This window comes from Aliarcobacter lanthieri (assembly GCF_013201625.1).
GTDB lineage: Bacteria > Campylobacterota > Campylobacteria > Campylobacterales > Arcobacteraceae > Aliarcobacter > Aliarcobacter lanthieri.
In genome coordinates, this window is record NZ_CP053839.1 from 1,889,368 (window position 1) to 1,913,511 (window position 24,144).

Annotated in this window: 16 protein-coding genes, 2 tRNA genes and 3 rRNA genes; 7 read left to right on the top strand and 14 right to left on the bottom strand. The window is 31.5% G+C overall.

The window, feature by feature from the left end; all coding sequences use genetic code 11:
- The 3 genes from fusA to rpsL are packed head-to-tail and all read right to left on the bottom strand — an operon-like array spanning window position 1 to window position 2,982.
- A complete protein-coding gene (gene fusA / locus ALANTH_RS09570) occupies window positions 1-2,109 on the bottom strand; it encodes an elongation factor G (protein ID WP_026803976.1) in 2,109 nt (702 codons plus the stop codon).
- 9 nt (window positions 2,110-2,118) lie between these two features.
- Window positions 2,119-2,586: a 30S ribosomal protein S7 gene (gene rpsG, locus ALANTH_RS09575; protein ID WP_026803977.1), complete on the bottom strand. Its 468-nt coding sequence runs from the start codon at window positions 2,584-2,586 to the stop codon at window positions 2,119-2,121.
- Window positions 2,587-2,601: 15 nt separating this feature from the next.
- A complete protein-coding gene (gene rpsL, locus ALANTH_RS09580; protein WP_026803978.1) occupies window positions 2,602-2,982 on the bottom strand; it encodes a 30S ribosomal protein S12 in 381 nt (126 codons plus the stop codon).
- Window positions 2,983-3,193: 211 nt separating this feature from the next.
- Here rpsL and ALANTH_RS09585 point away from each other — a divergent pair, with 211 nt between their 5' ends.
- Window positions 3,194-3,952 carry an alpha/beta fold hydrolase gene (locus ALANTH_RS09585; protein WP_026808239.1) on the top strand — a complete coding sequence of 253 codons (759 nt, stop codon included), beginning with the start codon at window positions 3,194-3,196 and terminating at the stop codon, window positions 3,950-3,952.
- A gap of 50 nt (window positions 3,953-4,002) precedes the next feature.
- On the top strand, window positions 4,003-5,157 hold the full coding sequence (locus ALANTH_RS09590) for an MFS transporter (RefSeq protein WP_026803980.1): 1,155 nt from the start codon (window positions 4,003-4,005) through the stop codon (window positions 5,155-5,157).
- Between the two features lie 12 nt (window positions 5,158-5,169).
- Here the strand turns inward: ALANTH_RS09590 and ALANTH_RS09595 are convergent, their stop codons facing one another.
- The 6 genes from ALANTH_RS09595 to ALANTH_RS09620 all read right to left on the bottom strand — a co-directional run bounded on the left by ALANTH_RS09595 (window position 5,170) and on the right by ALANTH_RS09620 (window position 12,835).
- Window positions 5,170-7,266 (bottom strand): TonB-dependent receptor plug domain-containing protein, encoded by a 2,097-nt coding sequence (locus tag ALANTH_RS09595; RefSeq protein WP_026808240.1) that lies wholly within the window; start codon window positions 7,264-7,266, stop codon window positions 5,170-5,172.
- Window positions 7,267-7,352: 86 nt separating this feature from the next.
- Entirely contained in the window at window positions 7,353-8,324 is a 972-nt protein-coding gene (locus ALANTH_RS09600) for an ABC transporter substrate-binding protein (RefSeq protein WP_026808241.1), read from the bottom strand.
- A gap of 24 nt (window positions 8,325-8,348) precedes the next feature.
- Entirely contained in the window at window positions 8,349-9,554 is a 1,206-nt protein-coding gene (locus tag ALANTH_RS09605) for an NnrS family protein (protein ID WP_029888403.1), read from the bottom strand.
- A complete protein-coding gene (locus ALANTH_RS09610) occupies window positions 9,551-10,291 on the bottom strand; it encodes an ABC transporter ATP-binding protein (RefSeq protein WP_026808243.1) in 741 nt (246 codons plus the stop codon). Before ALANTH_RS09610 ends, ALANTH_RS09605 begins: the two co-directional genes overlap by 4 nt.
- The gene (locus ALANTH_RS09615; protein ID WP_026808244.1) at window positions 10,279-11,061 is read right to left on the bottom strand and encodes an ABC transporter permease; all 783 of its coding nucleotides are present in this window, start codon (window positions 11,059-11,061) and stop codon (window positions 10,279-10,281) included. Before ALANTH_RS09615 ends, ALANTH_RS09610 begins: the two co-directional genes overlap by 13 nt.
- 70 nt (window positions 11,062-11,131) lie before the next feature.
- On the bottom strand, window positions 11,132-12,835 hold the full coding sequence (locus ALANTH_RS09620; RefSeq protein ID WP_026808245.1) for a sensor histidine kinase: 1,704 nt from the start codon (window positions 12,833-12,835) through the stop codon (window positions 11,132-11,134).
- A gap of 64 nt (window positions 12,836-12,899) precedes the next feature.
- On the opposite strand from ALANTH_RS09620, the gene ALANTH_RS09625 reads away from it, so the two are divergent.
- The 5 genes from ALANTH_RS09625 (at window position 12,900) to ALANTH_RS09645 (ending at window position 18,272) form a co-directional block, all read left to right on the top strand.
- The gene (locus ALANTH_RS09625; RefSeq protein WP_026808246.1) at window positions 12,900-13,583 is read left to right on the top strand and encodes a response regulator transcription factor; all 684 of its coding nucleotides are present in this window, start codon (window positions 12,900-12,902) and stop codon (window positions 13,581-13,583) included.
- Between the two features lie 108 nt (window positions 13,584-13,691).
- The gene (locus ALANTH_RS09630) at window positions 13,692-15,809 is read left to right on the top strand and encodes a TonB-dependent receptor (protein WP_026808247.1); all 2,118 of its coding nucleotides are present in this window, start codon (window positions 13,692-13,694) and stop codon (window positions 15,807-15,809) included.
- Window positions 15,810-15,886: 77 nt separating this feature from the next.
- A complete protein-coding gene (locus tag ALANTH_RS09635) occupies window positions 15,887-17,476 on the top strand; it encodes a PepSY-associated TM helix domain-containing protein (RefSeq protein ID WP_029888404.1) in 1,590 nt (529 codons plus the stop codon).
- The gene (locus tag ALANTH_RS09640) at window positions 17,473-17,778 is read left to right on the top strand and encodes a hypothetical protein (RefSeq protein WP_026808094.1); all 306 of its coding nucleotides are present in this window, start codon (window positions 17,473-17,475) and stop codon (window positions 17,776-17,778) included. Before ALANTH_RS09635 ends, ALANTH_RS09640 begins: the two co-directional genes overlap by 4 nt.
- A gap of 11 nt (window positions 17,779-17,789) precedes the next feature.
- Window positions 17,790-18,272 (top strand): hypothetical protein, encoded by a 483-nt coding sequence (locus tag ALANTH_RS09645; protein WP_029888375.1) that lies wholly within the window; start codon window positions 17,790-17,792, stop codon window positions 18,270-18,272.
- A gap of 494 nt (window positions 18,273-18,766) precedes the next feature.
- Here the strand turns inward: ALANTH_RS09645 and rrf are convergent.
- The 5 genes from rrf to ALANTH_RS09670 all read right to left on the bottom strand — a co-directional run bounded on the left by rrf (window position 18,767) and on the right by ALANTH_RS09670 (window position 24,108).
- Window positions 18,767-18,882, bottom strand: a 5S ribosomal RNA gene (gene rrf, locus ALANTH_RS09650).
- 168 nt (window positions 18,883-19,050) lie between these two features.
- Window positions 19,051-21,963 (bottom strand): 23S ribosomal RNA (locus ALANTH_RS09655).
- A gap of 349 nt (window positions 21,964-22,312) precedes the next feature.
- Window positions 22,313-22,388: transfer RNA gene (locus tag ALANTH_RS09660), tRNA-Ala, on the bottom strand.
- A gap of 19 nt (window positions 22,389-22,407) precedes the next feature.
- Window positions 22,408-22,484 (bottom strand) — tRNA-Ile (locus ALANTH_RS09665).
- Window positions 22,485-22,590: 106 nt separating this feature from the next.
- A 16S ribosomal RNA gene (locus ALANTH_RS09670) occupies window positions 22,591-24,108 on the bottom strand.
- Together the 16S, 23S and 5S rRNA genes with 2 tRNA genes alongside form the textbook arrangement of a ribosomal RNA operon.
- Window positions 24,109-24,144: the final 36 nt, after the last annotated feature.

The window sequence follows — 24,144 nt, forward strand, 5'->3', positions numbered from 1 at the left end:
TTATCCGTTTCTTTTTTTCATAATTTCTTCAGAAACATTTCTAGGTACTTCTTGGTAAGAATCAAATAACATAGAATATGTTGCTCTACCTTGAGACATAGATCTTAAATCTGTTGAATATCCAAAAAGTTCAGAAAGTGGAATCATTGCAGTAACAAGTTTAATACCTGCTCTGTCATCCATAGAGTTAACTTGTCCTCTTCTTTTATTACAATCTCCAATAACGTCTCCCATGTACTCTTCTGGAGTCTCAATTTCAACTTTCATCATTGGCTCTAATAATACTGCACCAGCAGCTGCACTTCTACAACCTTGTTTAAATCCCATTGAAGCAGCAAGTTTAAATGCCATTTCAGAAGAATCCACTTCGTGGTAGCTTCCATCATATAATGTAACTTCAATATCAACCATTGGATAACCAGCTAAGATTCCTCCTAGCATTGCTTCCGCACAACCTTTTTCAACTGCAGGAACATACTCTTTTGGTACAACTCCACCTTTGATTTCATTGTTAAATTTAAATGTTGGTTCACTTCCAGCAGGTAATGGTTTAATTTCTAAATATACATGTCCATATTGACCTTTACCACCTGATTGTTTTGCATATTTATACTCTTGTTTAACAGCATTTCTAATAGTTTCTCTATATGCAACTTGAGGAGCACCAACTTCTGCTTCTACTTTAAATTCTCTTTTCATTCTATCTACAAGAATTTCAAGGTGTAATTCACCCATTCCTGAAATAATAGTTTGTCCAGATTCTTCATCTGTATTTACTCTAAATGAAGGATCTTCTTCAGCTAATTTTCCTAAAGCAATACCCATTTTTTCTTGATCTGCTTTTGTTTTTGGTTCAACAGCAACAGATATAACTGGATCCGGGAAATCCATTCTTTCTAAGATAACTGGATCTTTTTCACTTGCTAGTGTATCACCTGTAATTGTATCTTTAAGACCAACAACTGCACCAATTTCTCCAGCATAAAGCTCTTTAATCTCTTCTCTTGAGTTTGAGTGCATTTTAAGTAATCTTCCGATTCTCTCTTTTTTCATTTTAGTTGAATTTAATACATAAGTTCCAGATTCTAAAACTCCTCTATAAACTCTTGTAAATGTTAATTGTCCAACAAATGGATCAGTCATAATTTTAAATGCTAAAGCAGCTACTTCACCTTTATCAGTTGAAGGAACTACAACAGGCTCACCATCTTGAGTTTCACCTTTAATATCAGCAACTTCTGTTGGAGATGGTAAATACATAGCAACTGCATCAAGAAGTGGTTGAATACCTTTATTTTTAAATGATGTTCCACAAACCATTGGAGTAATTTCCATAGCTAAACATCTTTTTTTAATTCCTTCAACTATCTCTTCTTCTGTTAATTCTTCACCACCAAGATATTTATCCATTAGCTCATCACTTGATTCAGCAGCAGCTTCAACAAGTTTTTCTCTATATTCATTTGCAACATCAACTAAATCAGCTGGAATATCTTCAATTTTATACATCTCTCCAGCTTGTGCATCAAGTGTATAAGTGTATGATTTCATTTTTACTAAATCAACCATTCCTCTAAATTGGTCTTCTGCACCAATTGGAATTTGAAGAGGAACTGGATTAGCTTTTAATCTATCTCTTACTTGGTTCATAACATTAAGGAAGTTAGCTCCAGTTCTATCCATTTTATTTACATAAATAATTCTTGGAACTCCATATTTATTTGCTTGTCTCCAAACAGTTTCTGATTGTGGTTGAACTCCACCAACTGAACAAAATACAGCAACAGCACCATCAAGAACTCTCATTGATCTTTCAACTTCAATAGTAAAGTCAACGTGACCCGGAGTGTCAATAATATTTATTTGTAATTGTTCATTTGTTTTTGGGTGATTCCAGAAACAAGTAGTTGCAGCAGAAGTAATTGTAATACCTCTTTCTTGCTCTTGCTCCATCCAGTCCATTGTTGCTGTACCTTCATGAGTCTCACCAATTTTATGAGAAATTCCTGTATAAAAAAGAATTCTTTCAGTACTTGTAGTTTTTCCTGCATCAATATGTGCAGCAATACCAATATTTCTAACTCTATTTAACGGTACTTTTCTTGCCATAATTTTATCCTACCATCTGTAGTGAGCAAATGCTTTATTAGCTTCTGCCATTCTATGTACATCTTCTTTTTTCTTAAAAGATGCTCCTCTTTCGTTTGCAGCTTCGAATAGCTCATTTGCTAATCTTTCTACCATTGTTCTTTCATTTCTTTTTCTTGAAGCATCAATTAACCATCTTAAAGCTAGAGTTTGTCTTCTAACAGCTCTTACTTCAACTGGAACTTGGTAAGTTGCCCCACCCACTCTTCTACTTCTAACTTCTAATAAAGGTTTAACATTTTCTATTGCTTTTTCAAATAGATCAAACCCTTTTTCTTCACCTCTTGCATCTAAGTTTGCAATTGCACCATAAAGTATTTTTTCTGCAACAGATTTTTTACCATCTAACATAATTGCGTTTACAAATTTAGTAATAACTTTACTATTGTAGATAGGATCAGCCATTACTTCTCTAACTGGAGCTTTTCTTCTTCTCATTTTCTATCCTTCTACTTATTTTTTATCTTTTGGTCTTTTTGTACCATATTTAGATCTAGATACAGTTCTGTTATTTACTCCAGCCGAATCTAACGCACCTCTTACAATGTGGTATTTAACCCCAGGTAAATCCTTAACTCTTCCCCCTCTTACTAGAACAATTGAGTGTTCTTGAAGATTGTGCCCTTCTCCACCGATATATGAAATAACTTCAAATCCTGTAGTTAATCTAACTTTTGCAACTTTTCTTAAAGCTGAGTTAGGTTTTTTAGGAGTTGTTGTATATACTCTTGTACACACACCTCTTCTTTGAGGACAATTTTTTAAAGCTGGTGATTTTGATTTTTTAATCACTTTTTTTCGCTCATTTCTTACAAGCTGATTAATTGTAGGCATTTCTTTCCTTTATAAAATTTGGTTTGAGTAGTTATAGCCCCACTCATGCTTCTCGTAATCTTCAAAATATTTTGAAGCGATACTACCATTCTAGGAAACGATTTAATGTTTTCTAAAAAAGTTTTGGATTATACCTAAAAATATTTAAATAAAGCTTATTAATATACTTTTAACTCTTTTTTAATAAAATCTCACAAGTAAAAGGATTTATATGGAAATTTTAGGCTATAAACAAATTGGAAATGGTAAAAACAATATAATATTTTTACATGAATTATTTGGAGATTGTACAAACTATGAAGCTATTTTTCCTTTTTTAGACAAAGAAAAATTTAGCTATTTTTTTGTAGATTTAAGAGGTTATGGTTTATCTAAAGATATTTTAGGAAAATACAATTTAGAAGAAGCTATAAATGATATTTCAAATTTAATATCATATTTAAAAATAGAAAAATATATTTTAATAGCTCATTCAATGTCGACTATGATTGCTCAACATCTAGCTTCAAAAGATAATAAATTAAAACAACTTATTTTAATAACTCCAATTAGTTATAAAGGAGTAAAGAGTACACCAAAGGCTAAAGAAAATTTACTTTTCCAAATGGAAAAGGACGATCAGAAATTAAAAGAAATTGTAGAACAATCAAGTAAAAGATATAATTCAACTTGGAAAAACTATCGTATAAACTTAGCTTTAAACTGCTCAAGATTAAAAGCAAAATTAGGATATATGAGTATGTATCTAAATATAAATTTTGAAAAAAGTCAAGAATTAAATATTAATATTCCTATAAAAATAATAACAGGGAAATATGATTTCCCTGTTTTTTCTAAAAATGAAGTAAGTAAATATTTTCAAGAATTTAGTAATATTGAAATAGTAGAATGTGAAGAGGCTGGACACTATCCAATGATTGAATGCCCTATATTTTTTGCTTCAAAAATAGAATCTTGGTCTAATTTTTAAATCTTTTTTGTATAGAATTCCAAACAAAACTTAAAAAAGGTAAATAATTTATGACCAAACAAACATTTCCTTTAGCATTAGGTGGACTTGCTATTGGAACAACAGAATTTATTATCATGGGACTTTTACCAGATGTTGCAAAAGATTTAGGAGTGTCTATTCCAGTGGCTGGGCATTTAATTTCTGCTTATGCTTTTGGAGTTGTTGTAGGAGCACCCATACTTGTAGCACTTAGTTCTAAATTCCCACCAAAAAATATTTTAATAGTATATATGATCTTATTTACACTGTTTAATGCTTTAGCAATAATTACACCAGATTATAATACTTTACTTATGTCAAGATTTTTTGCTGGACTTCCTCATGGAGCATTTTTTGGTGTAGGAACAATAGTTGCAATAAAATTAGCAAAGAAAGGTAAAGAAGCACAAGCTGTCTCATCCATGTTTACAGGATTAACAGTAGCTATTTTACTTATGGTTCCTTTTGTAACTTATATAGGACATCATTTTCATTGGAGATATGCTTTTGGGATAGTTTCTTTATTAGGTGCTTTAACAATCTTATTTTTATACATTTATATGCCAAAACTAAAATCTTTAAAGACTGTAACATTTAAAGAAGAAATAGAATTTTTTCTAACAATTAAAGCTTGGCATATTATTTTAATAGTTGCTATTGGATTTGGTGGATTATTTGCTTGGTTTAGTTATATCGCACCACTTTTAATTAATATATCAAATTTTGATCCTAGTAATATTTCTTATTTAATGATCGTTGCAGGGGCAGGAATGGTTTTAGGTAATATTTTAGGTGGATATTTAGCAGATAAAAAAAATCCTATAAAAGTTGCTATTTATCTTTTAAGTTCAATGGTATTTTTTCTAATTTTAGTATTCTTTTTATCTGAAAATAAAATTTTATCAGTAGCCTTAACATTTATTTGTGGTGTTTTTGCAATGAGTGTTGGAACTCCAATAAATATGGTTATGGTTAAAAGTGCAAAAAATTCTGAAATGTTAGGAGCTGCTTTTATGCAAGCTGCTTTTAATGTTGCAAATTCATTGGGTGCTTTATTTGGAGGTTTTCCACTATTATTTGGACTAGATTATAACTATCCAGCTTTGGTGGGAGCGTGTATGGCTACTATTGGAGTCATTTTAACTTTTACTTTTTATAAAAAATATAAAAAAGAGGTATTTTAAACCTCCTTTTTATTAAAACTTAACTCTAACTCCAGCAAAATAATATGTTCCTTCATTTGCACCTAAAATATCATCAACTTTTTCATTAAAAATATTATTAACTCCACCATAAATATTAAAATTTTTATTAATATTATAATCCATACTTAAATCAACTAAAGTTTGGTCATTAGTTTTTTTATAAGTTGTACTTGTACCAATAGTTTCTGTATAGTCCTGTTTTCCAATATATCTTAAAGATGGTGTAATATTCATATCTTTAATTGGTTGATAAGATAAACTAAGCATTACTACACTATTAGGATTAAAATCTAAATCTTTTTTAGTAGTTTTATCTTCTGTATCTAAAAATGTATAATTAAAAGTTGTTGATAAATTACTCAAAATATCATAAGATAAATTTAACTCTAAGCCTTTTGTTTCAGCTTTATCAATATTTACAAAAGTATTTACTCCATTTGTTTTCTTTTCTGAAATTCTATCATTGATTTTATTTAAAAATAATGCAACATCATAAGAAAAATCAGCATTTCTTCCACCCAATCCTATTTCATAAGTATTTGTAAACTCTGGTTTTAAATCATATCCCATAACCAAAGCTCCTCTATTTGGACCATTTGGAGTATTCTTATTGATATATAATTCCCTTAAATCAGGTGCTCTATATCCTTGTGCAAATAAGATTCTTGTATTTAGTAAATTTGAAAATTTATTAGTAAAACCTACTTTAAATGTAGCTTTACTATCAGCATTTGAAATATCATCATATCTAGCTCCAATAATTGCACTTAAACTATCTGTTATTTGCCATTCATCTTGTAAATATACAGACTTATTATCTACATTTTTTTTATCAAATCCATTTCCCTCACTAAAAACAGTAGCTTCTCTTTTTTCTTCTCTATACTCTGTTCCAGCAACAAAGAGATGATTCTCATTTAAAGCATAAGTTAGCATAGCTTCATAACTATTCACATCTACGTCTGCATCCATTCCATTACTTGCCGAATCATTCTCTGATGTATATCCCATCTCCTTATAGTAAATAGCTGTTGTTATATTTCTTTTTTTATATTTTGATTTATATGCTTTTAATTTTAAAGATAAATCTTGAGTTATAGCTGTATCAAAATCCAATCCTAAATCAAGTCTTTTATTTTTATCATTTGAGTTTACAGGTATATTAAATATCGGTATTGAGTTTCCATTTGGTAATTTTGCAGGATGAAAGAAACCAATATAAGAACCATCTCTATCTTCTTTAAAATAATTAAAATCAAATCCTACTTTAGTATTAGAAGTAAAATCATAATCAAATCTTCCACCAACAGTTGATATTTCACTATCTTCTCTATATGTTACATTTTGAACATATGTATCACTTAATTGTTTTAAACTTGGAGGAACGCCATTTGGTGGCATACCAGTTGTACCACTAGGTTTTAATTTATTTGGACCAACACCTACATTTGCAACTTCTTTTTGTGTATATGGAGTTGTATTTGTCTGATTTGCATAAAGAGAATATCCAAATTTATCTTTTTTACCTAAAACAGAAAATGAAGCATTTTTATTTTTAGCATCACCATCTTTATTTTGTCCATATCGTACATTTAAATCTATTTGTGGAGTATCTGTTGGCTTTTTAGTAATTATATTTATAACTCCACCAGTTGCATCTGCACCATAAAGTGAGGACATAGGACCTTTTACAATTTCTATTCTTTCAATTGTACTAGCAGGAATTCTATCTAAATCATAAGGATTTTTTACTTCCCCTGCTAATCTTCTACCATCTAATAAAAATAAAGTCCCATTTGCACTCATTCCACGAATAGAGATTGATGATTTTGATTTTGAACTAGCACTGGGGAATGTCCCATATTGGACATTTAATCCAGCTGTTTTATTTATAATGTCTTTTAGTGATTCTGCTCCCATTTTCTCAATTTCTTCTTGAGATACAACTATAACAGAAGCACTAACTCCATCTATATTTTTTTGTGTTTTTGTTGCTGTTGTAACCAAAACCTCATCTAGTTTTGTTTCAGCAAAAACATTTGTTACCAAGCCCATAGCAACAACACTCGATAAAACTATCTTATTCATTCTTATTCCTTTTAATATATTAAGAATGAATATTATAATATAAAAATAAATAATTTCTATTGACTAAAATCAATAAATCTTATGATTTATTTATAATATAAACTTTTATTTGGAATTTCTCCACCAATTAGTTTTGGATCATTATCTTTTAAAACTTCAAAGAAAAATTCTAACTCTTTTTGTGAATCAATTGCCATTTTATTATCAAAAACTATATGTTCTATTGAATCAGCTAAACCTTGCTCTTCTAGCATTGGCAAAGATTTAACTACCAATTTACTGGCATCTTCATTATTCGCTTTATACCAATCTAAAGCTTTATCATATTCAAATAAAAATCTATTTATTAACTCTTTTTTATCATCACTTTTACCAATAACAGCAATTCCTGCTTGTGGAATTTTTGCTTCAGTTTGAAATAACCTTCCCCATTCATCTTGTAAACTTATACTTCTATATAAATCAGGAGCAATAACTTTCATAGGAAAAGAACCTGTTTTTCGCAAAGCAATAGAAACAGCTGGTTCAGCTAAAAGAGCATGATCTACTCTTCTTAAAATTAACATTTGCATAGCATCTATTGGAGTTGCTACATATTGTATATCAAAATCTTTTTTTATATCAAGTCCAGCTTTTTTTATAACAGCTTGAAAAACAATATCTGGCATATCGGACCTAAAAGGAACAACTATTTTTTTACCTTTAAAATCTTCAATAGTTTTTAGACTACTATCTCTACTTACCATCTGTAAAATTCCCCAAACAGACACATTTAAAAGTTTTAAATCAACTCCTTTATTGTGTAAGTTTGCTGCAACATTTGTAGGAAGTGCTATAAAATCAACATCACCTTTTAGAATCAATGCTCTTAATTCATCTGGATTATTCCAAAGTCTAAACTCTATTTTTGTATTTAAATCTTTTAAAACATCATTTTCTATCATATAAAAAAGTGGATGAGAAACACTTGCTATTGGTCCAGCAACAACAATCTTTTGTTCATCTTTTGCCCATAATATATTTGACAAAAGTACAAATACTAATAAAAAAAACTTCATAAAAACTCCTTTTTTTAATTAAATTTAACCTTTTATTCCATCTGCTCTAGCACTTAATAAAAATGGAAAAAATATTTTCATATATATGATAAATGGTATAGCCCAAAGAATAGAAGATATAATATAAGCCAATATCATATATTCATAATAATAAGGAATAAATGCTCTTATAAATGTAGCAATAATTATCAAGATAAGCCCAAGAGTCAAAGCCAAGTTTGTAAATATTGTTCTACCTGTATGAATCGTAGAAACTATTATCATCACAACATAAAATACCATTCCAAAAGTTCCAGTTGTTAAAAAATGTCTAAAATGATTTAAAACATTTAGTTCAAACAAGTAATTAAAGCCTAAAAATAAAAACCCTATAGCAGTCATCATAATAGTTGAAACTAAATATAAAACAAATGGCTTAATCAAGATATTGTTATCTTTTAATATAAAGTCATTTAATAAAGCTAAAATAGAAGCAAAACAAGCAAAACAAATATAAGCTAAAGAAGAATTATTCGGATAAAAAAACTCAACAAAACTATATAAAAGTATACAAAATATCGCTAAGTTATATCGAAAAGATTTTGCTAAAAATATCTCATCTATTTGTTGTTTTTCCAACAGTTCATTTATAGACTCCATACTTATTCGTCGTAAAGCCAACAATATCAAAACTAAAAAAAGACCTAAAGATAGAAGTAAAATTTTATATGAACTAATATTTACAATTCCAGCAACACTTAAAAAATAAACTATTTGAACGATAACTATTGAAGCCATAGAAAAGACTAAAGATATATGTTTTTTATTTGGATCTTTAAATGCTGGAATAGTAGCAAGATATGAGATATAAACTAATAATGAAATATTTAAAAATCCCACAATATAAACTGTTACATAATCCATAAACCAAAATCCAACTCGTCCCAAAATCCATAATGCAACAATATAGGCTAATTGTCTTCCAACTATTGGCACAACTCCACTAAATAATTCTGGTAATCCAGTTAAAAAGAATGCTACTATCATAGCACTTCCTACACCAAATATCATCTCATAAATATGCCATTCTAAAGGATTACTAATTGGTAAACTTATATATCCAGAAAAAACAAAAGACCATAAAATAATAGAAAGTACAATATATGGCGCAAGAAGTAAAAAAATTGGACGAAAACCATAAGCTAAATATATTGGGAAATTGCCTTTAGGATAAATTTCATAGTGATTCATCTTAACTCCAATTCAAAACTATCAATTATTGTTTTATCTTTTAAAAACTTTGCTGTTTCATTGTAAACAAACTCATCATCTCTTTTCTCTCTTGGCATTTCAATATTAAAACTCTTAGCTATATGACCAATTGGCTCTGCTTTTAAGACTATTATCTCATCACTTAATTTTATAGCTTCCATCAAGTCATGAGTTATGAATAACACACTCAAGTTTTCTTTATTTATAGTTTCAATTAAAATATTTTGAAGCTCTTTTTTTAATCCAATATCTAGTGCAGAAAATGGTTCATCCAAGAATAATAAACTAGGGTTCACAACTAAAGCTCGTGCAAAAGAGACTCTTTGTTTCATCCCTCCACTTAAATCTTTTGGAAATTTTATAAAATCATCAATTTCTAAGCCAAACTTTAAAGCTATATCTTGAGCTTTTTTTATAGCAATATCTTTTTTCTCTTTTTTTGCTAATAATCCCAAAGCAATATTATCTATTACATTCTTCCAAGGTAATAATCTAGGTTCTTGAAAAGCAAAAGCAGAGCTTTTAAAACTATTTTTTATCTCTCCATCCTCAACTCTTAAAAGCTTTGAGCAAAGATGTAGAAGTGTAGTTTTACCACCACCACTTGGTCCAACAATAGATATAACTTTACCTTTTTCCAAAGTAAAATTGATATCTTCTAAAATCTCTTTAAATCCAAAAGAGAAATACAAATTTTTTACAACTAATCTCTCCATGATTCAAGTTCCCTTTTTATTGGTTCAAATATTAAGTACTCTATTAAAAGTAAACTTGCTATCATAATAGTTACAAGTGCTAAAGCAGTTGGTGTATCAAGCTGACTTCTTGCTATTGCTAAACTTGAACCTAATCCATCACTAGAAGATAAAAGTTCAGCCATAACAACTATTTTCCATGACATTCCAAGTGCAGATATATAAGCAGGGAAAATATATGAAAAAATATGTGGTAAATATAAATCAAAAAGTTTCATAGAAAAAGGTAGATGAAAACTATCAACCATCTGTTTTAAATCACCTTCAATAGTTCTTGTTCCTTGTAATGCTCCTACAAAAACAATAGGAAATGATGCTATAAATACCGTAAAAATAACTGTCATATCACTCATACCAAACCAAATCATTGCTAAAACGATCCAAGCAATAGGTGGCATTCCAAACAAAATTGTTACTATTGGACGACTCATAATAGAAGCTGTTATAAAAAGACCAGCAAATAAACCTAAAATAGAACCGACTAAAATAGCTAAACCAAATCCAATCATTGCTCTTTTTATTGTAATAAAAATATTTTCTACCATTTCAGGATTATGTAAAATTTCATTTAAAGCTATAAAAGTATCTTTTGGACTTGGTAAAATCAAATCTCCATAAATTTGATGTCCAAAATCCCAAAGAGCTAAAAATAAGAATATTGAAGCAATAGAACCCCAACCACTCCAAAGATAAGTTGGAAAATCTTTTATAATTTTTATAAAAAGTTTCATCTTAAATCCATTTTAAAATATTTTGTATTGTATAATAAATATATTAATTATCATTGACCAATATCAAGTTCTATACTACAATTTCAAATTTTGCTCCATCTTTAGTATTATAAACTGTAAATTTTCCTTTAAAATGTTTTTCAATAATCATCTTAGACATATAAAGCCCTATTCCACTACCCTTTTGTTTTGTTGTAAAGTATGGGTCAAATATCAAATCTTTTTTATCTTCTTCTATACCTCCACCATTATCAATAACTGATACAATAGAGATATCATCTTTTACATCAAGAATTACTTTTATTTTTGCATCTGCTATATTTTTTTCTATTAACACATCTTTTGCATTTGTTAAAAGATTTAATATAACTTGTGAATATTCATTTTCATAAGAATTTAGCTCTTTATCATTTATTATTTCAAAATCTAAAATTATTTTTTTCTCTTCTAAAATAGCTTGCATAATATCAATAGATTTTTGTATAGCAGTACTTAAGTAAAACAGCTCTTTTTGTTTATTTGGTTTATAAAAATCTCTAAAATTCTCAATAGTTTGTGACATAAAATCTATTTGAGAATTTGATTCTTCTAATTTATTCTTAATATATTCTATATCTATATTCTTATCTTCTAAAACTAATTGTAAATTCATATTTACAAATCCCAAATGTGTTAAAGGTTGTCTCCATTGATGTGCAATATTATTTATCATCTCCCCCATAGAAGCTAGTTTACTTTGATGAATTAGAAGTTTTTCTTTTTCATTTTTTTCTTTAACTATTCTTTTTAGCATAAGTCCTAATGCCAGACTAAAAATCAATGATTCTAAAGGAGCACCAATATGTATTACATATATTCCACTAATAGGTATTTCTGTATTATTCCCAAAATATATACAAATACAAACAAAGAACCAACCAATAGTATAAATAATAGCTTCTTTATTACCTTTTAATATAGCAATAATTCCAACTATAGTTGGAACTAAAAATGATATGTAAATAGATAAATTCATATATAAAATAGGCTTTTTATATACCAAAATGACTATTAAATCTAAAATATTTATAGCTATATAAAAAATTAAAAATTTATCTACAATTGGTAATTTTTCTTTAGTATTTAAAATAGCTTTAGCAAATAAAAGTGTAAATAAAAAACTTAATGATAAAAATATATATCTCAAAGTATTATATGGTTCATCTTCATATGCTTGATAAGAAAAATATAAATATATTATTAGTGAAAGTAAAACAAAAAATTGCATTAAAGAATAATATAAAAAGAAATTTACTCTTGTAGAAAAATAGATAATTAAATAGTATAAAAATGCACAAAATATTATCCCATAAGCAAATCCATATAAAATACCTTCATATGGTAATAAATACTTATACTCAAATTTAGATATATATTTACCTCTAAATTCTGCTATTTTTGGCTCATCATAAATATATTTAAATAAAATCTCTTTTTTTTGATTTTTATCCAATTTAACAAATATATAACTATTTATTATTTCATATTCAACATTTGTATAAATTAAGCTATCTCTATCTGAAACGATTTGTAAATAATATTCACTATCTGCTAATTTATCTAAATCCAATTCAAATTTAATAGTAAATTCATCTGTAACTAAATTTTTATAATCTGCCTCTTTAATATATCTAAAATCTATATTATTTAAAGAGATATAAACATTCATAAACCATTTCGAATTGTAACTATAAAGATTTACAACTATTAAAATTAAAAGTGCTATTTTTTTCATTATAAAATTATATCCAAACAATACCAATTCTTAAAATTTATCTTTTTGTATGTATAATTTCTTTATGAGTATAAATGAATTTAAAAATATAAAAATTTTATTTGTTGAAGATGAAAAAAATATTAGAGAAAATGCTATATCTTATCTAAAAAAATTATTTACTGAAGTATATGAAGCAAAAGATGTTTTTGAAGCTTTTGAAATTATAGAGAATAAAAAACCTCACATAATTATAACTGATATAAATATGCCAAAAATAAATGGCTTAGAAATGATAAGAAAAATTAGACAAAAAGATACAAATATTAAAATAATTATACTAAGTGCATATACAAATACAGAGTATCTTCTTGAAGCAGTAGAATTAGGGCTTGAAAAATATTTAGTAAAACCTATCAGACATGATACTTTATTTCCAATTTTAAATAATTGTGTTCAAAAAATATCAAACAAAAATATAAATATAAAATATTTTTCAAAGAATTGTTATTTTGATACTCTAAAAAAGACTTTATACAATGATAATGAAATTATCAAATTATCAAATAAGGAATTAGATTTCTTAACTCTACTTTGTGAACATATCAATAGCTTTGTATCTTATGAAATTATTCAAGCTATCGTATGGAATGACTCTTTTATGAGTGATGATGCACTAAGAACAGTTGTTAGAAAATTAAGAAAACATCTTCCAGAAAATTGTCTAGAAAATTTTTCAAAAATTGGATACAAGATAAATTCTATATAAAATTCTACTCTAAAACTATCAAAGACATTTTTTAGCCATTATTTTTTATTAAAATCCTTTCTTGAACATAATAAGAGTAACTCTTAAAATTAAAATAAAGGAAAGAATATGAAAATAAAAATGGCACTTTCTGTTGCTACAATGATTACTATGGGAAATTTGCTAAGTGCAAATGAAACAACAGTACTAGAAGAAATAAAAGTAAATGAAACAAAAGCAAGTTCTCAAACACTTCAAAATGGACAAATCTCAAGACAAAATAGTTTAGGTATCCTTGGAAGCAAGGATTTTATGGATATTCCATTTAACACAGTAAGTTACACAAGTGAATATATAGAAGATGAACAAGCAAAATATTTATCTGATGTTATTGCGAAAACAGATCCATCAATTTACAATCCTGGTAGAATTGGTGCGATAGGAGATGGTTATAGTATTAGAGGATTTTCTAATAATACTCAAGATGTTTTAGTAAATGGATTATATGGAATGACACCATATTATAGAATGAGTCCAGAATTTATAGAAAAAGTTGATGTTTTAAAAGGACCTAGTGCTTTACTAAATGGTATGAGTCCAGGAGGAAGTGTAGGTGGAGCTGTAAGTATTATCACAAAAAAAGCTAAAGATACTCCAACAAGAAGTATCACAGCAACTTATGATTCAGATTCACTTTGGGGAACTCATCTTGATTTAGGGCAAAGATTTGGCGAAAAAAATCAGTTTGGTGTTAGATTTAATGGTGCATACAGAAAGGGTGATACAGCAGTTGATAATCAAGAAGCTGAAAGTAGAATAGCCCATTTAGCATTTGATTATAAAGTCGATAGAGGGCAAGTATCTGTTGAGTATTTATACTCATATGACCATATAGATGGACTTAATAGAGGGATTGGTGTTGCTCCAGGATTAGCTATACCAACTCCTCCTAAAAATACTACTTTATTTGCTCCAAAAGATACTTTTACTACAACAGAAGATCATATCTTTATGCTAACTGGAGATTATGATATTACTGATAATATCTTTGTATATGGAAAATATGGACATAGTAAAACAGATTTTGATGCTCTAGCAAGTAGTACTTACCAAGTATTTAATACTCAAGGAGATTATAGAAATGATTTTGCTCATCAAAGAAATAAACAAGATAAAGATTCAGCTGATATAGGTATTCGATTTAGTTTTGATACTTTTGGTATAAAACATGAACTAACAACAAATGCAACATATTATCATCATAACAATAAATTTGGATTTAAACAAAATATGTTAGGGAATAATCCTTGGATTACAAATATCTATAAACCAAATTGGAATGGTTTGCATTTAGATAAAAGCTATAGCAATGCAAGTCTTCCAAAAACAGCTGAAGTTGAACTAAGTAGTTATGGTTTTGCAGATAGTATCAGTATGTTTGATGATAAGTTAAATATTATCTTAGGATTAAGAGAGCAAAATGTTGTACAAGAAAGTTTCAATGCTACAACAGGACAAAGAACTTCAAAATATGATGAGAGTAAACTCACTCCTGCTGTTGCAGTTTCTTATAAATTTACAGATTCAATAATGGCTTATGCAAACTATATAGAAGGATTAAGCCAAGGACCTACTGCCCCTGCAACAGTTCAAAATGCAGGAGAGATGTTTGCTCCATATCAGACTAAACAGTATGAAACTGGTATAAAAATGGACTTTGAACATTTTACAAATACTCTAAGTATTTTCCAAATAGAAAAACCTAGTGGTATTACAGACCTTGTTACAAATATCTATAGTGTAGATGGAGAACAAAGAAATAGAGGTATTGAATATAGTTTCTTTGGAGATATCTTTACAGATTTAAGATTTATGGGTGGAGTTTCTTATATAGAAGCTAAAAATACTAAAACACAAGGTGGTGTAAATGAAGGGAAATATGCAACTGCTACTCCAAAATATCAGGGAAAATTGGGCTTAGAGTATGATATAACAAATAATCTTAGTGTAAATGCAAATGCTTCAGCTATGAGTAAACAATATGTAAATGCTGATAATTCACTTTGGGTTTCTGGAAGAACTATATATGATATAGGAGCAAAATATAAAACAAAAATTGGCTCTTTTCCTACAACTTTTAGAGCAGATATTCATAATGTAATGGATAAAGATTATTGGGCTGGAGGTCTAGCCAGTGGTTTAGGTGCGCCAAGAACAGTTATGTTATCTGCAACACTTAAATTTTAATATAAATTTACAAAAATTAAATACTCTTTTTTGAGTATTTAATTTCTATTTAAAGGAAAAAAGGAATAAAAATAGATATGAATATAGAACAATCATGTAAACATGAAGATGAAAAACTCTTTAAACAAAGGTTGCAACGAGTACACCAATCAGTGGGTATTAGTTTCTCACTTCTTATGTATGTAGCAATATTTTTTGGAATATTTGCTATTTTACTTCCATTTATACAAAATTGGGAGAAACCATCACGACATTACAAAATGCCAAATATAACACAAATAGATTATAACTCTTTAATAGAACCCATCTTAGCAGATCCAAACTATCCAAAAATAAATCCTATTACTATAACCTTACCTGGAAATATGTTAGACCCATCTTTGAAAATATCAACAGATTTTGTAGAAACAATTATTATGAATCCAAACACAAAAGAGAGATTCATAGATAATAAAGAAGTTTCAAATCTAGCAAGTTTTTTAAATCAAATGCATTATGGAAGACCTTTTAAAGATTTTGGAGTTATTGTATTTGGGATAATGGCTGTTGGCGTTATGTTTTTAGTTATAGGAGGAGTTTATTTGATACTAAAAATAAAATATAAAAATAGTGATAAATCTCCTACAAGTAAATTTTCAAAATGGCATAGAAAGATATTTATTTGGACTTTTGCTCCATTTATAATTATCACTTTAACTGGTGCTATGTTTAATCTAGGATTTAAAGGTGATGCAGTTATGTCCTATATAGCTTCAAAAGGTGAAGCAACTTCACATACAGTATTGGCTGCACCATATCTTTTTCCTAAAGTTCAAAGAATTGATTTAAAAAATGATAGTGTAAAAATGCTTCCTGTTAGTGAACTTATCTCAAAAGCAAAAGAGATAATGCCTAAAGTTGATTGGCAAAGAATTAGAATTGTAAATTATGGTGATAGTAGTGCTATATTTAAACTTGAAGGTTATAATCCGTATATGCCATTTTTAAATGGTATTTTAAATAAGCCAAGTGTAACTTTAAGTGGTGTTGATGGTAAGTTAGTAGATAAACAAGATGTTTTAGATAGACATTGGAGTGCAATTTTTACAGATATTATGCTGTTTATGCATTTTCTATTTGGAGTAGATACATTTACAAGATTTTTTATAGCAACTTTGATGTTGTTTTCTACATTTGCATTAGGGTTTGGAGTATTACTATATTTAGAGAAAAAATCAAGAAAATTTGGGGATAATATTCCAATATATCAAGGATTTGGAAAGCTCTCACTTGCAGTTATGATAGGAGTTATTCCAGCAACTGGATTGTTGTTTGTTTTACAATGGTTATTACCTTTTGATATGGAAAATAGAGTATTGATTCAAAAAGGGTTGTTTGCAGTTGCTTGGGTAGCAACTTTAACTTGGAGTTTTTATAGACTTAATTCTTATAAAGCAGCTAAAGAGTTTTTATATCTTGGAGGGATATTATTTATACTTAGTCCAATAATACATTTTATAAATAGTGGATTTAGTCCAATTAGGCTTTGGAATGAAGAAGTTTATACAGTACTAAGTGTTGATATAGGATTGTTTATATTTGGATTGATACTTTTAGTAGTAGCTTATAAACTTCCAGTAAATAGAGAAAAAATTCAAGAATTTTGGACTTCAAGAGGTGTAAAATGAGAGAATATATAAATAGCCTTAAAATTCCTGAAAATAGTGGTAAAAAAATAGGATTGTTTAGAACTATTTGTTCTATTGTTGGTGGGCTTGTTGTTGCATATTTAGGTATGACTCTTTTAATATTTATTATTCCTGGTTCTGCTGGGGAGTCAATAATAGTTCCATTGTTATTTAATACTTTTGCTTGGGCTAGTGTTGCACTATGGATAAGCTTGTCTAAAACTAAATATGTAGCACTTCAAAGATGTGTTGTTCCAACTTTAATATTTGGAATAGCTTTAATAATACTTTATAATATTTGAGGATAAATAAAATGATAAAAAAGATATTTGTACTTTTAACTTTAACATTAAGCTTGTGTGCGCATGAATTGTTATTGTTTGTAGAAGATAATAAAGATAATACAATAACAGTTGCTGGAGAGTTTGATACAGGAGATGATGCAGCAGGAGCAATGGTGAGAATAGAATCTTTGGTTTCAGGAGATGTATTGTTTCAACAAAGATTGCCAAAAGAGAGTGAAATTACAATTGATATTCCAAAAGAGCCATACCAAGTTGTACTTGATGGAGGTGAAGGACATACTTTAGTAAAAGAGGGTATTGCTCCACTTGAAGGATATAGTGAAGAGTTAAAAACAAAGAGTAAACAAGTAACAGTTCCACAAAATGTATCTCATGAATGGGATAGTGTAACAATAATGTTCTTTACAATATGTATAATATTATTTGGATTAACTATATATTTTAGTAATAGAAATACAAATAGAATATTACAACAATTAAAAGAGAGTTAATCTCTCTTTTGTGTACCTTTAAGGGTGGATTTCAAGGTTTGTTTTATTTTCATATTTCTTAACATCAATTTAGATTAGGAGCTAAAGTTAAGAAATCTTCTTTCTTTTTCCTTGAAATTCATCCTTAAGGATATTTTATCACTAATTAATAACTCAATGTAAATAAATAGTATGTATGATAAAAGAATATATAATGGGATAAAGTAGATGTATATAAAATATATAGATAATAAAATAAAATCTGTAGACAGTAATAGGATAGATAATAAAATAAAAAATAGATTTAAGAATAAGAAAAGCAGAGATATTATTACGAGGACATCTAATTAGTTGTTAGATTAATAGTAGGAAAAGGAATAATTAATTTGTATAAATAGATATGATATAAAAGCATATATAAGGACAAAGGGTGATTGAATAAATTGTATAAAAAGGGGATACTTTCCCTAAAACACAAGATAAAGTAGCTTAGGGAAGGTATTAAAGACTCAAAGAGTTAGCGATGACCTACGTTTCCACCGGGGGACCCAGCAGTATTATCGGCGATGAAGTGCTTGACTACCAGGTTCGGAATGGGGCTGGGTATTTCCACTTCTCTGTAACCACTAACAAAGTTGAGTATTAAAAGAATCATAGAGATAATCTCTTAATACTCAACTTTAACAAAAGAGTTAAAGGAATAAAGATAATGTTAAAGTCTTAAAAGTAAATTTTCAAAAAAAACCTACACAAATATAAAGTAAAGATATACTTAATAAGATAGTAAACCAAAGAAATAAAAAATAAGCCAAACGTTCTATTAGTACTGGTCAGCTAAACGCCTTACAACGCTTACACATCCAGCCTATCAACCAGCTAGTCTTGCTGGGAACTTCAGGGAAAGTTCATCTTAGAGTTGGCTTCGAGCTTAGATGCTTTCAGCTCTTATCACATCCGTACGTAGCTACCCAACGATGCTCTTGGCAGAACAATTGGTACACTAGTGGTACGTTCATCCCGGTCCTCTCGTACTAGGGACAAATCTCTTCAACTTTCCTACGCCCACGGAAGATAGGGACCGAACTGTCTCACGACGTTCTGAACCCAGCTCGCGTACCGCTTTAAATGGCGAACAGCCATACCCTTGGGACCGACTACAGCCCCAGGATGCGATGAGCCGACATCGAGGTGCCAAACCTCCCCGTCGATGTGAGCTCTTGGGGGAGATCAGCCTGTTATCCCCGGCGTACCTTTTATCCTTTGAGCGATGGCCCTTCCACGCAGAACCACCGGATCACTATGACCGACTTTCGTCTCTGTTCGACTTGTAGGTCTCACAGTCAAGCTAGTTTATGCCATTATACTCAACAAGCGATTTCCATCCGCTTTGAACTAACCTTTGTAAGCCTCCGTTACTATTTAGGAGGCGACCGCCCCAGTCAAACTACCCACCAGACATTGTCCTGAAAGAGGATAACTCTTCGCAGTTAGTAACTCAAATATTCAAGGGTGGTATCTCAAGGATGGCTCCGACTCTACTGGCGTCTAGTCATCATAGCCTCCCACCTATCCTGCACATGAATATCCAAGCTACAGTGTCAAGCTGTAGTAAAGGTGCACGGGGTCTTTCCGTCTTTCCGCGGGTAGGAGGAATTTTCACCTCCACTACAATTTCACTGGATCCCTCTTTGAGACAGCTCCCATCTCGTTACGCCATTCATGCAGGTCAGTATTTAACTGACAAGGAATTTCGCTACCTTAGGACCGTTATAGTTACGGCCGCCGTTTACTCGGGCTTCAATCAAATGCTTCGCTTGCGCTGACATCATCAGTTAACCTTCGAGCACCGGGCAGGCGTCACACCTTATACATCCACTTACGTGTTAGCAAAGTGCTGTGTTTTTGGTAAACAGTCGGGAGGGACTCTTTGTTGCAACCTCTTTGGCTTTTTGAAGCAAGTTCATATACCAAAGTAGGCACACCTTATACCGAAGATACGGTGCTATTTTGCAGAGTTCCTTAAAGAGGGTTCTTCCACGCGCCTTAGAATACTCATCCCACCCACCTGTGTCGGTTTACGGTACGGGCAACATATAATATACTTAGTGGCTTTTCTTGGCACGACAGTATCATCGATTCTCCATCTCCTCCGAAGAGTGTCAAGAGCCTGTAAGATCTCGGTCTAATGTTAAGCGGATTTGCCTACTTAACAACCTACGTCCTTCGAGCCACACTTCCATCCGTGACCTCGATTAACTCTATGCGTCCCCACATCGCGCTTATATGTTGGTATTGGAATATTAACCAATTTGCCATCGTCTACCCCTTTCGGACTCGACTTAGGTCCCGACTAACCCTACGATGACGAGCATCGCGTAGGAAACCTTGGGTTTTCGGCGAACAGGATTCTCACCTGTTTTATCGCTACTCATGCCTGCATGCTCACTTCTATCCGCTCCAACGCTCCTTACCGGTACATCTTCTACGCTGAATAGAACGCTCTCCTACCACTTGTACATAGTACAAGTCTAAAGCTTCGGTGTACATCTTAGCCCCGTTATATTTTCCGCGCAGAATCACTAGACCAGTGAGCTGTTACGCTTTCTTTAAAGGATGGCTGCTTCTAAGCCAACCTCCTGGTTGTCACAGTAACTCCACATCGTTTTCCACTTAGATGTAACTTAGGGACCTTAGCTGTTAGTCTGGGTTGTTCCCCTCTCGACGATTGATTTTATCACCCACCGCCTGACTCCTGTGATTCCACATATAGTATTCATAGTTTGATAGGGTTTGGTACCGCGGTAAGCAGCCCTAGCCCATTCAGTGCTCTACCCCTATATGCTACAACACAAGGCTATACCTAAATATATTTCGGAGAGAACCAGCTATCACGAAGTTTGATTGGCCTTTCACCCCTATCCACAAGTCATCCCAAGACTTTTCAACGTCAGCGGGTTCGGTCCTCCACTGGCTCTTACACCAGCTTCAACCTGCTCATGGATAGATCACTTCGTTTCGGGTCTGCAGCTAGTGACTATGGCGCCCTATTAAGACTCGCTTTCGCTACGGCTTCGTACTTGACTTAACCTTGCCACTAACCACAACTCGCAGGCTCATTATGCAAAAGGCAGTCCATCACCCTGATAAATCATAGGGCTCTGAATGATTGTAAGCTAATGGTTTCAGGTTCTATTTCACTCTGCTCGCTGCAGTACTTTTCACCTTTCCCTCACGGTACTTGTTCACTATCGATCTGTAAGTAGTATTTAGGATTGGAGGGTGGTCCCCCCAGATTCAGTCAAAATATCACGTGTTCCGACCTACTCAGGATACTATTAAAATTATTGATGATTTAAATTACAGGAGTTTCACCTTCTATGCTACACTTTTCCAAGTATTTCATCTATCATCTTTAATTTACGTTATAGTCCTACAACCCCCAATGCAAGCATTGGGTTTGTCCTAATCCGCGTTCGCTCGCCGCTACTTACGGAATCTCTTTTGATTTCTCTTCCTCTAGCTACTGAGATGTTTCACTTCACTAGGTTCGCTCCCCGTAGGGTAATATATATCTCTATATACTGGGTTGCCCCATTCAGAAATCCACGGATCAAAGCTCTTTGGCAGCTCCCCGTGGCTTATCGCAGCCTAATACGTCTTTCATCGCCTCTTACAGTCTAGGCATCCACCATTAGCCCTTAATAGCTTATTATTGCCTGATAAATATATCGCTATATTTATCAATTTGTTTTGATAATATTCTTTGGCTACTATCTTATTAAATATATTCTATTTAATAATTTAGTTGTGTTCTATCTATAGTTATATAATAAATTAAATCTATTCTAATTTATCACAAATTATTGATATGAAATTTTTTTTATTTAAAATTAAATATTACTATTTAATCTTACGAAAAAATTTTAAAGACTTTAACATTATATTTTTAAATATCGTACTATTTTAATAACTATTGTTATCTTTTTAGTGTTCTTTAGGATAAATCCTAATATAAATCTTATCTGCTATAAAACTTATATTAGAATTTCTTTAAATATATATGGTGGAGAATAGCGGGATCGAACCGCTGACCTCCTGCGTGCAAAGCAGGCGCTCTCCCAGCTGAGCTAATTCCCCAACAAAGATTATCTTATTATGGTGGGCCTATCAGGACTTGAACCTGAGACCTCACGATTATCAGTCGAGCGCTCTAGCCAGCTGAGCTATAGGCCCATTTACCTATATATTTATTCAAATAATCTTTATAAACCGAATATATATTGTTAATTGTTTTTCATTTTTCTATGTATTAAGAAACAAATCTTAATACATTTCTCTGAAAGGAGGTGATCCAACCGCAGGTTCTCCTACGGTTACCTTGTTACGACTTCACCCCAGTCGCTGAATCCACTGTGGAAGGTAGCTACTTTAGCATCCCCGCTTCGAATGAGTTCAACTCCCATGGTGTGACGGGCGGTGAGTACAAGACCCGGGAACGTATTCACCGTAGCATAGCTGATCTACGATTACTAGCGATTCCAACTTCATGTAGTCGAGTTGCAGACTACAATCCGAACTGGGAGATATTTTATAAGATTTGCTCCACATCACTGTATTGCTGCTCTTTGTATATCCCATTGTAGCACGTGTGTAGCCCTGGACGTAAGGGCCATGATGACTTGACGTCATCCTCACCTTCCTCCTACTTGCGTAGGCAGTCTCGTTAGAGTTCTCAGCCGAACTGTTAGCAACTAACGACGAGGGTTGCGCTCGTTGCGGGACTTAACCCAACATCTCACGACACGAGCTGACGACAGCCGTGCAGCACCTGTATGCAAGTTTCTGCAAGCAGACACTAATCTATCTCTAAATCATTCTTACTATGTCAAGTCCAGGTAAGGTTCTTCGTGTATCGTCGAATTAAACCACATGCTCCACCGCTTGTGCGGGTCCCCGTCTATTCCTTTGAGTTTTAATCTTGCGACCGTACTCCCCAGGCGGTACACTTAATGTGTTAACTGCATTACTGCAAGATCTAGTCTCACAACAACTAGTGTACATCGTTTAGGGCGTGGACTACCAGGGTATCTAATCCTGTTTGCTCCCCACGCTTTCGCATCTCAGCGTCAATAATGTTCCAGTAGATCGCCTTCGCAATCGGTATTCCTTCTGATCTCTACGGATTTTACCCCTACACCAGAAATTCCATCTACCTCTCCCACATTCTAGATTAACAGTTTTCAAAGCAGTTCTATAGTTAAGCTATAGGATTTCACTTCAAACTTATCAATCCGCCTACATGCTCTTTACGCCCAGTGATTCCGAGTAACGCTTGCACCCCCCGTATTACCGCGGCTGCTGGCACGGAGTTAGCCGGTGCTTATTCATATAATACCGTCATCATCTTCTTATATAAAAGGAGTTTACGCACCGAAATGTGTCATCCTCCACGCGGCGTTGCTGCATCAGACTTTCGTCCATTGTGCAATATTCCCCACTGCTGCCTCCCGTAGGAGTCTGGACCGTGTCTCAGTTCCAGTGTGACTGATCATCCTCTCAAACCAGTTATGCGTCATTGTCTTGGTAGGCCATTACCCCACCAACTAACTGATACAATACAGGCCAATCTCTTACCAATAAATCTTTCCCTTATAAACTTTTGTTTATAAGGAATATAAGGTATTAGCAAACGTTTCCATTTGTTATCCCTTAGTAAGAGGCATATTACCTATACATTACTCACCCGTGCGCCACTTAGCTGACAACTATAGCAAGCTATAGCCCGTTCTCGTTCGACTTGCATGTGTTAAGCACGCCGCCAGCGTTCACTCTGAGCCAGGATCAAACTCTCCATAAATTATCTATATCTAGTCCATATATCTTACTATATAAT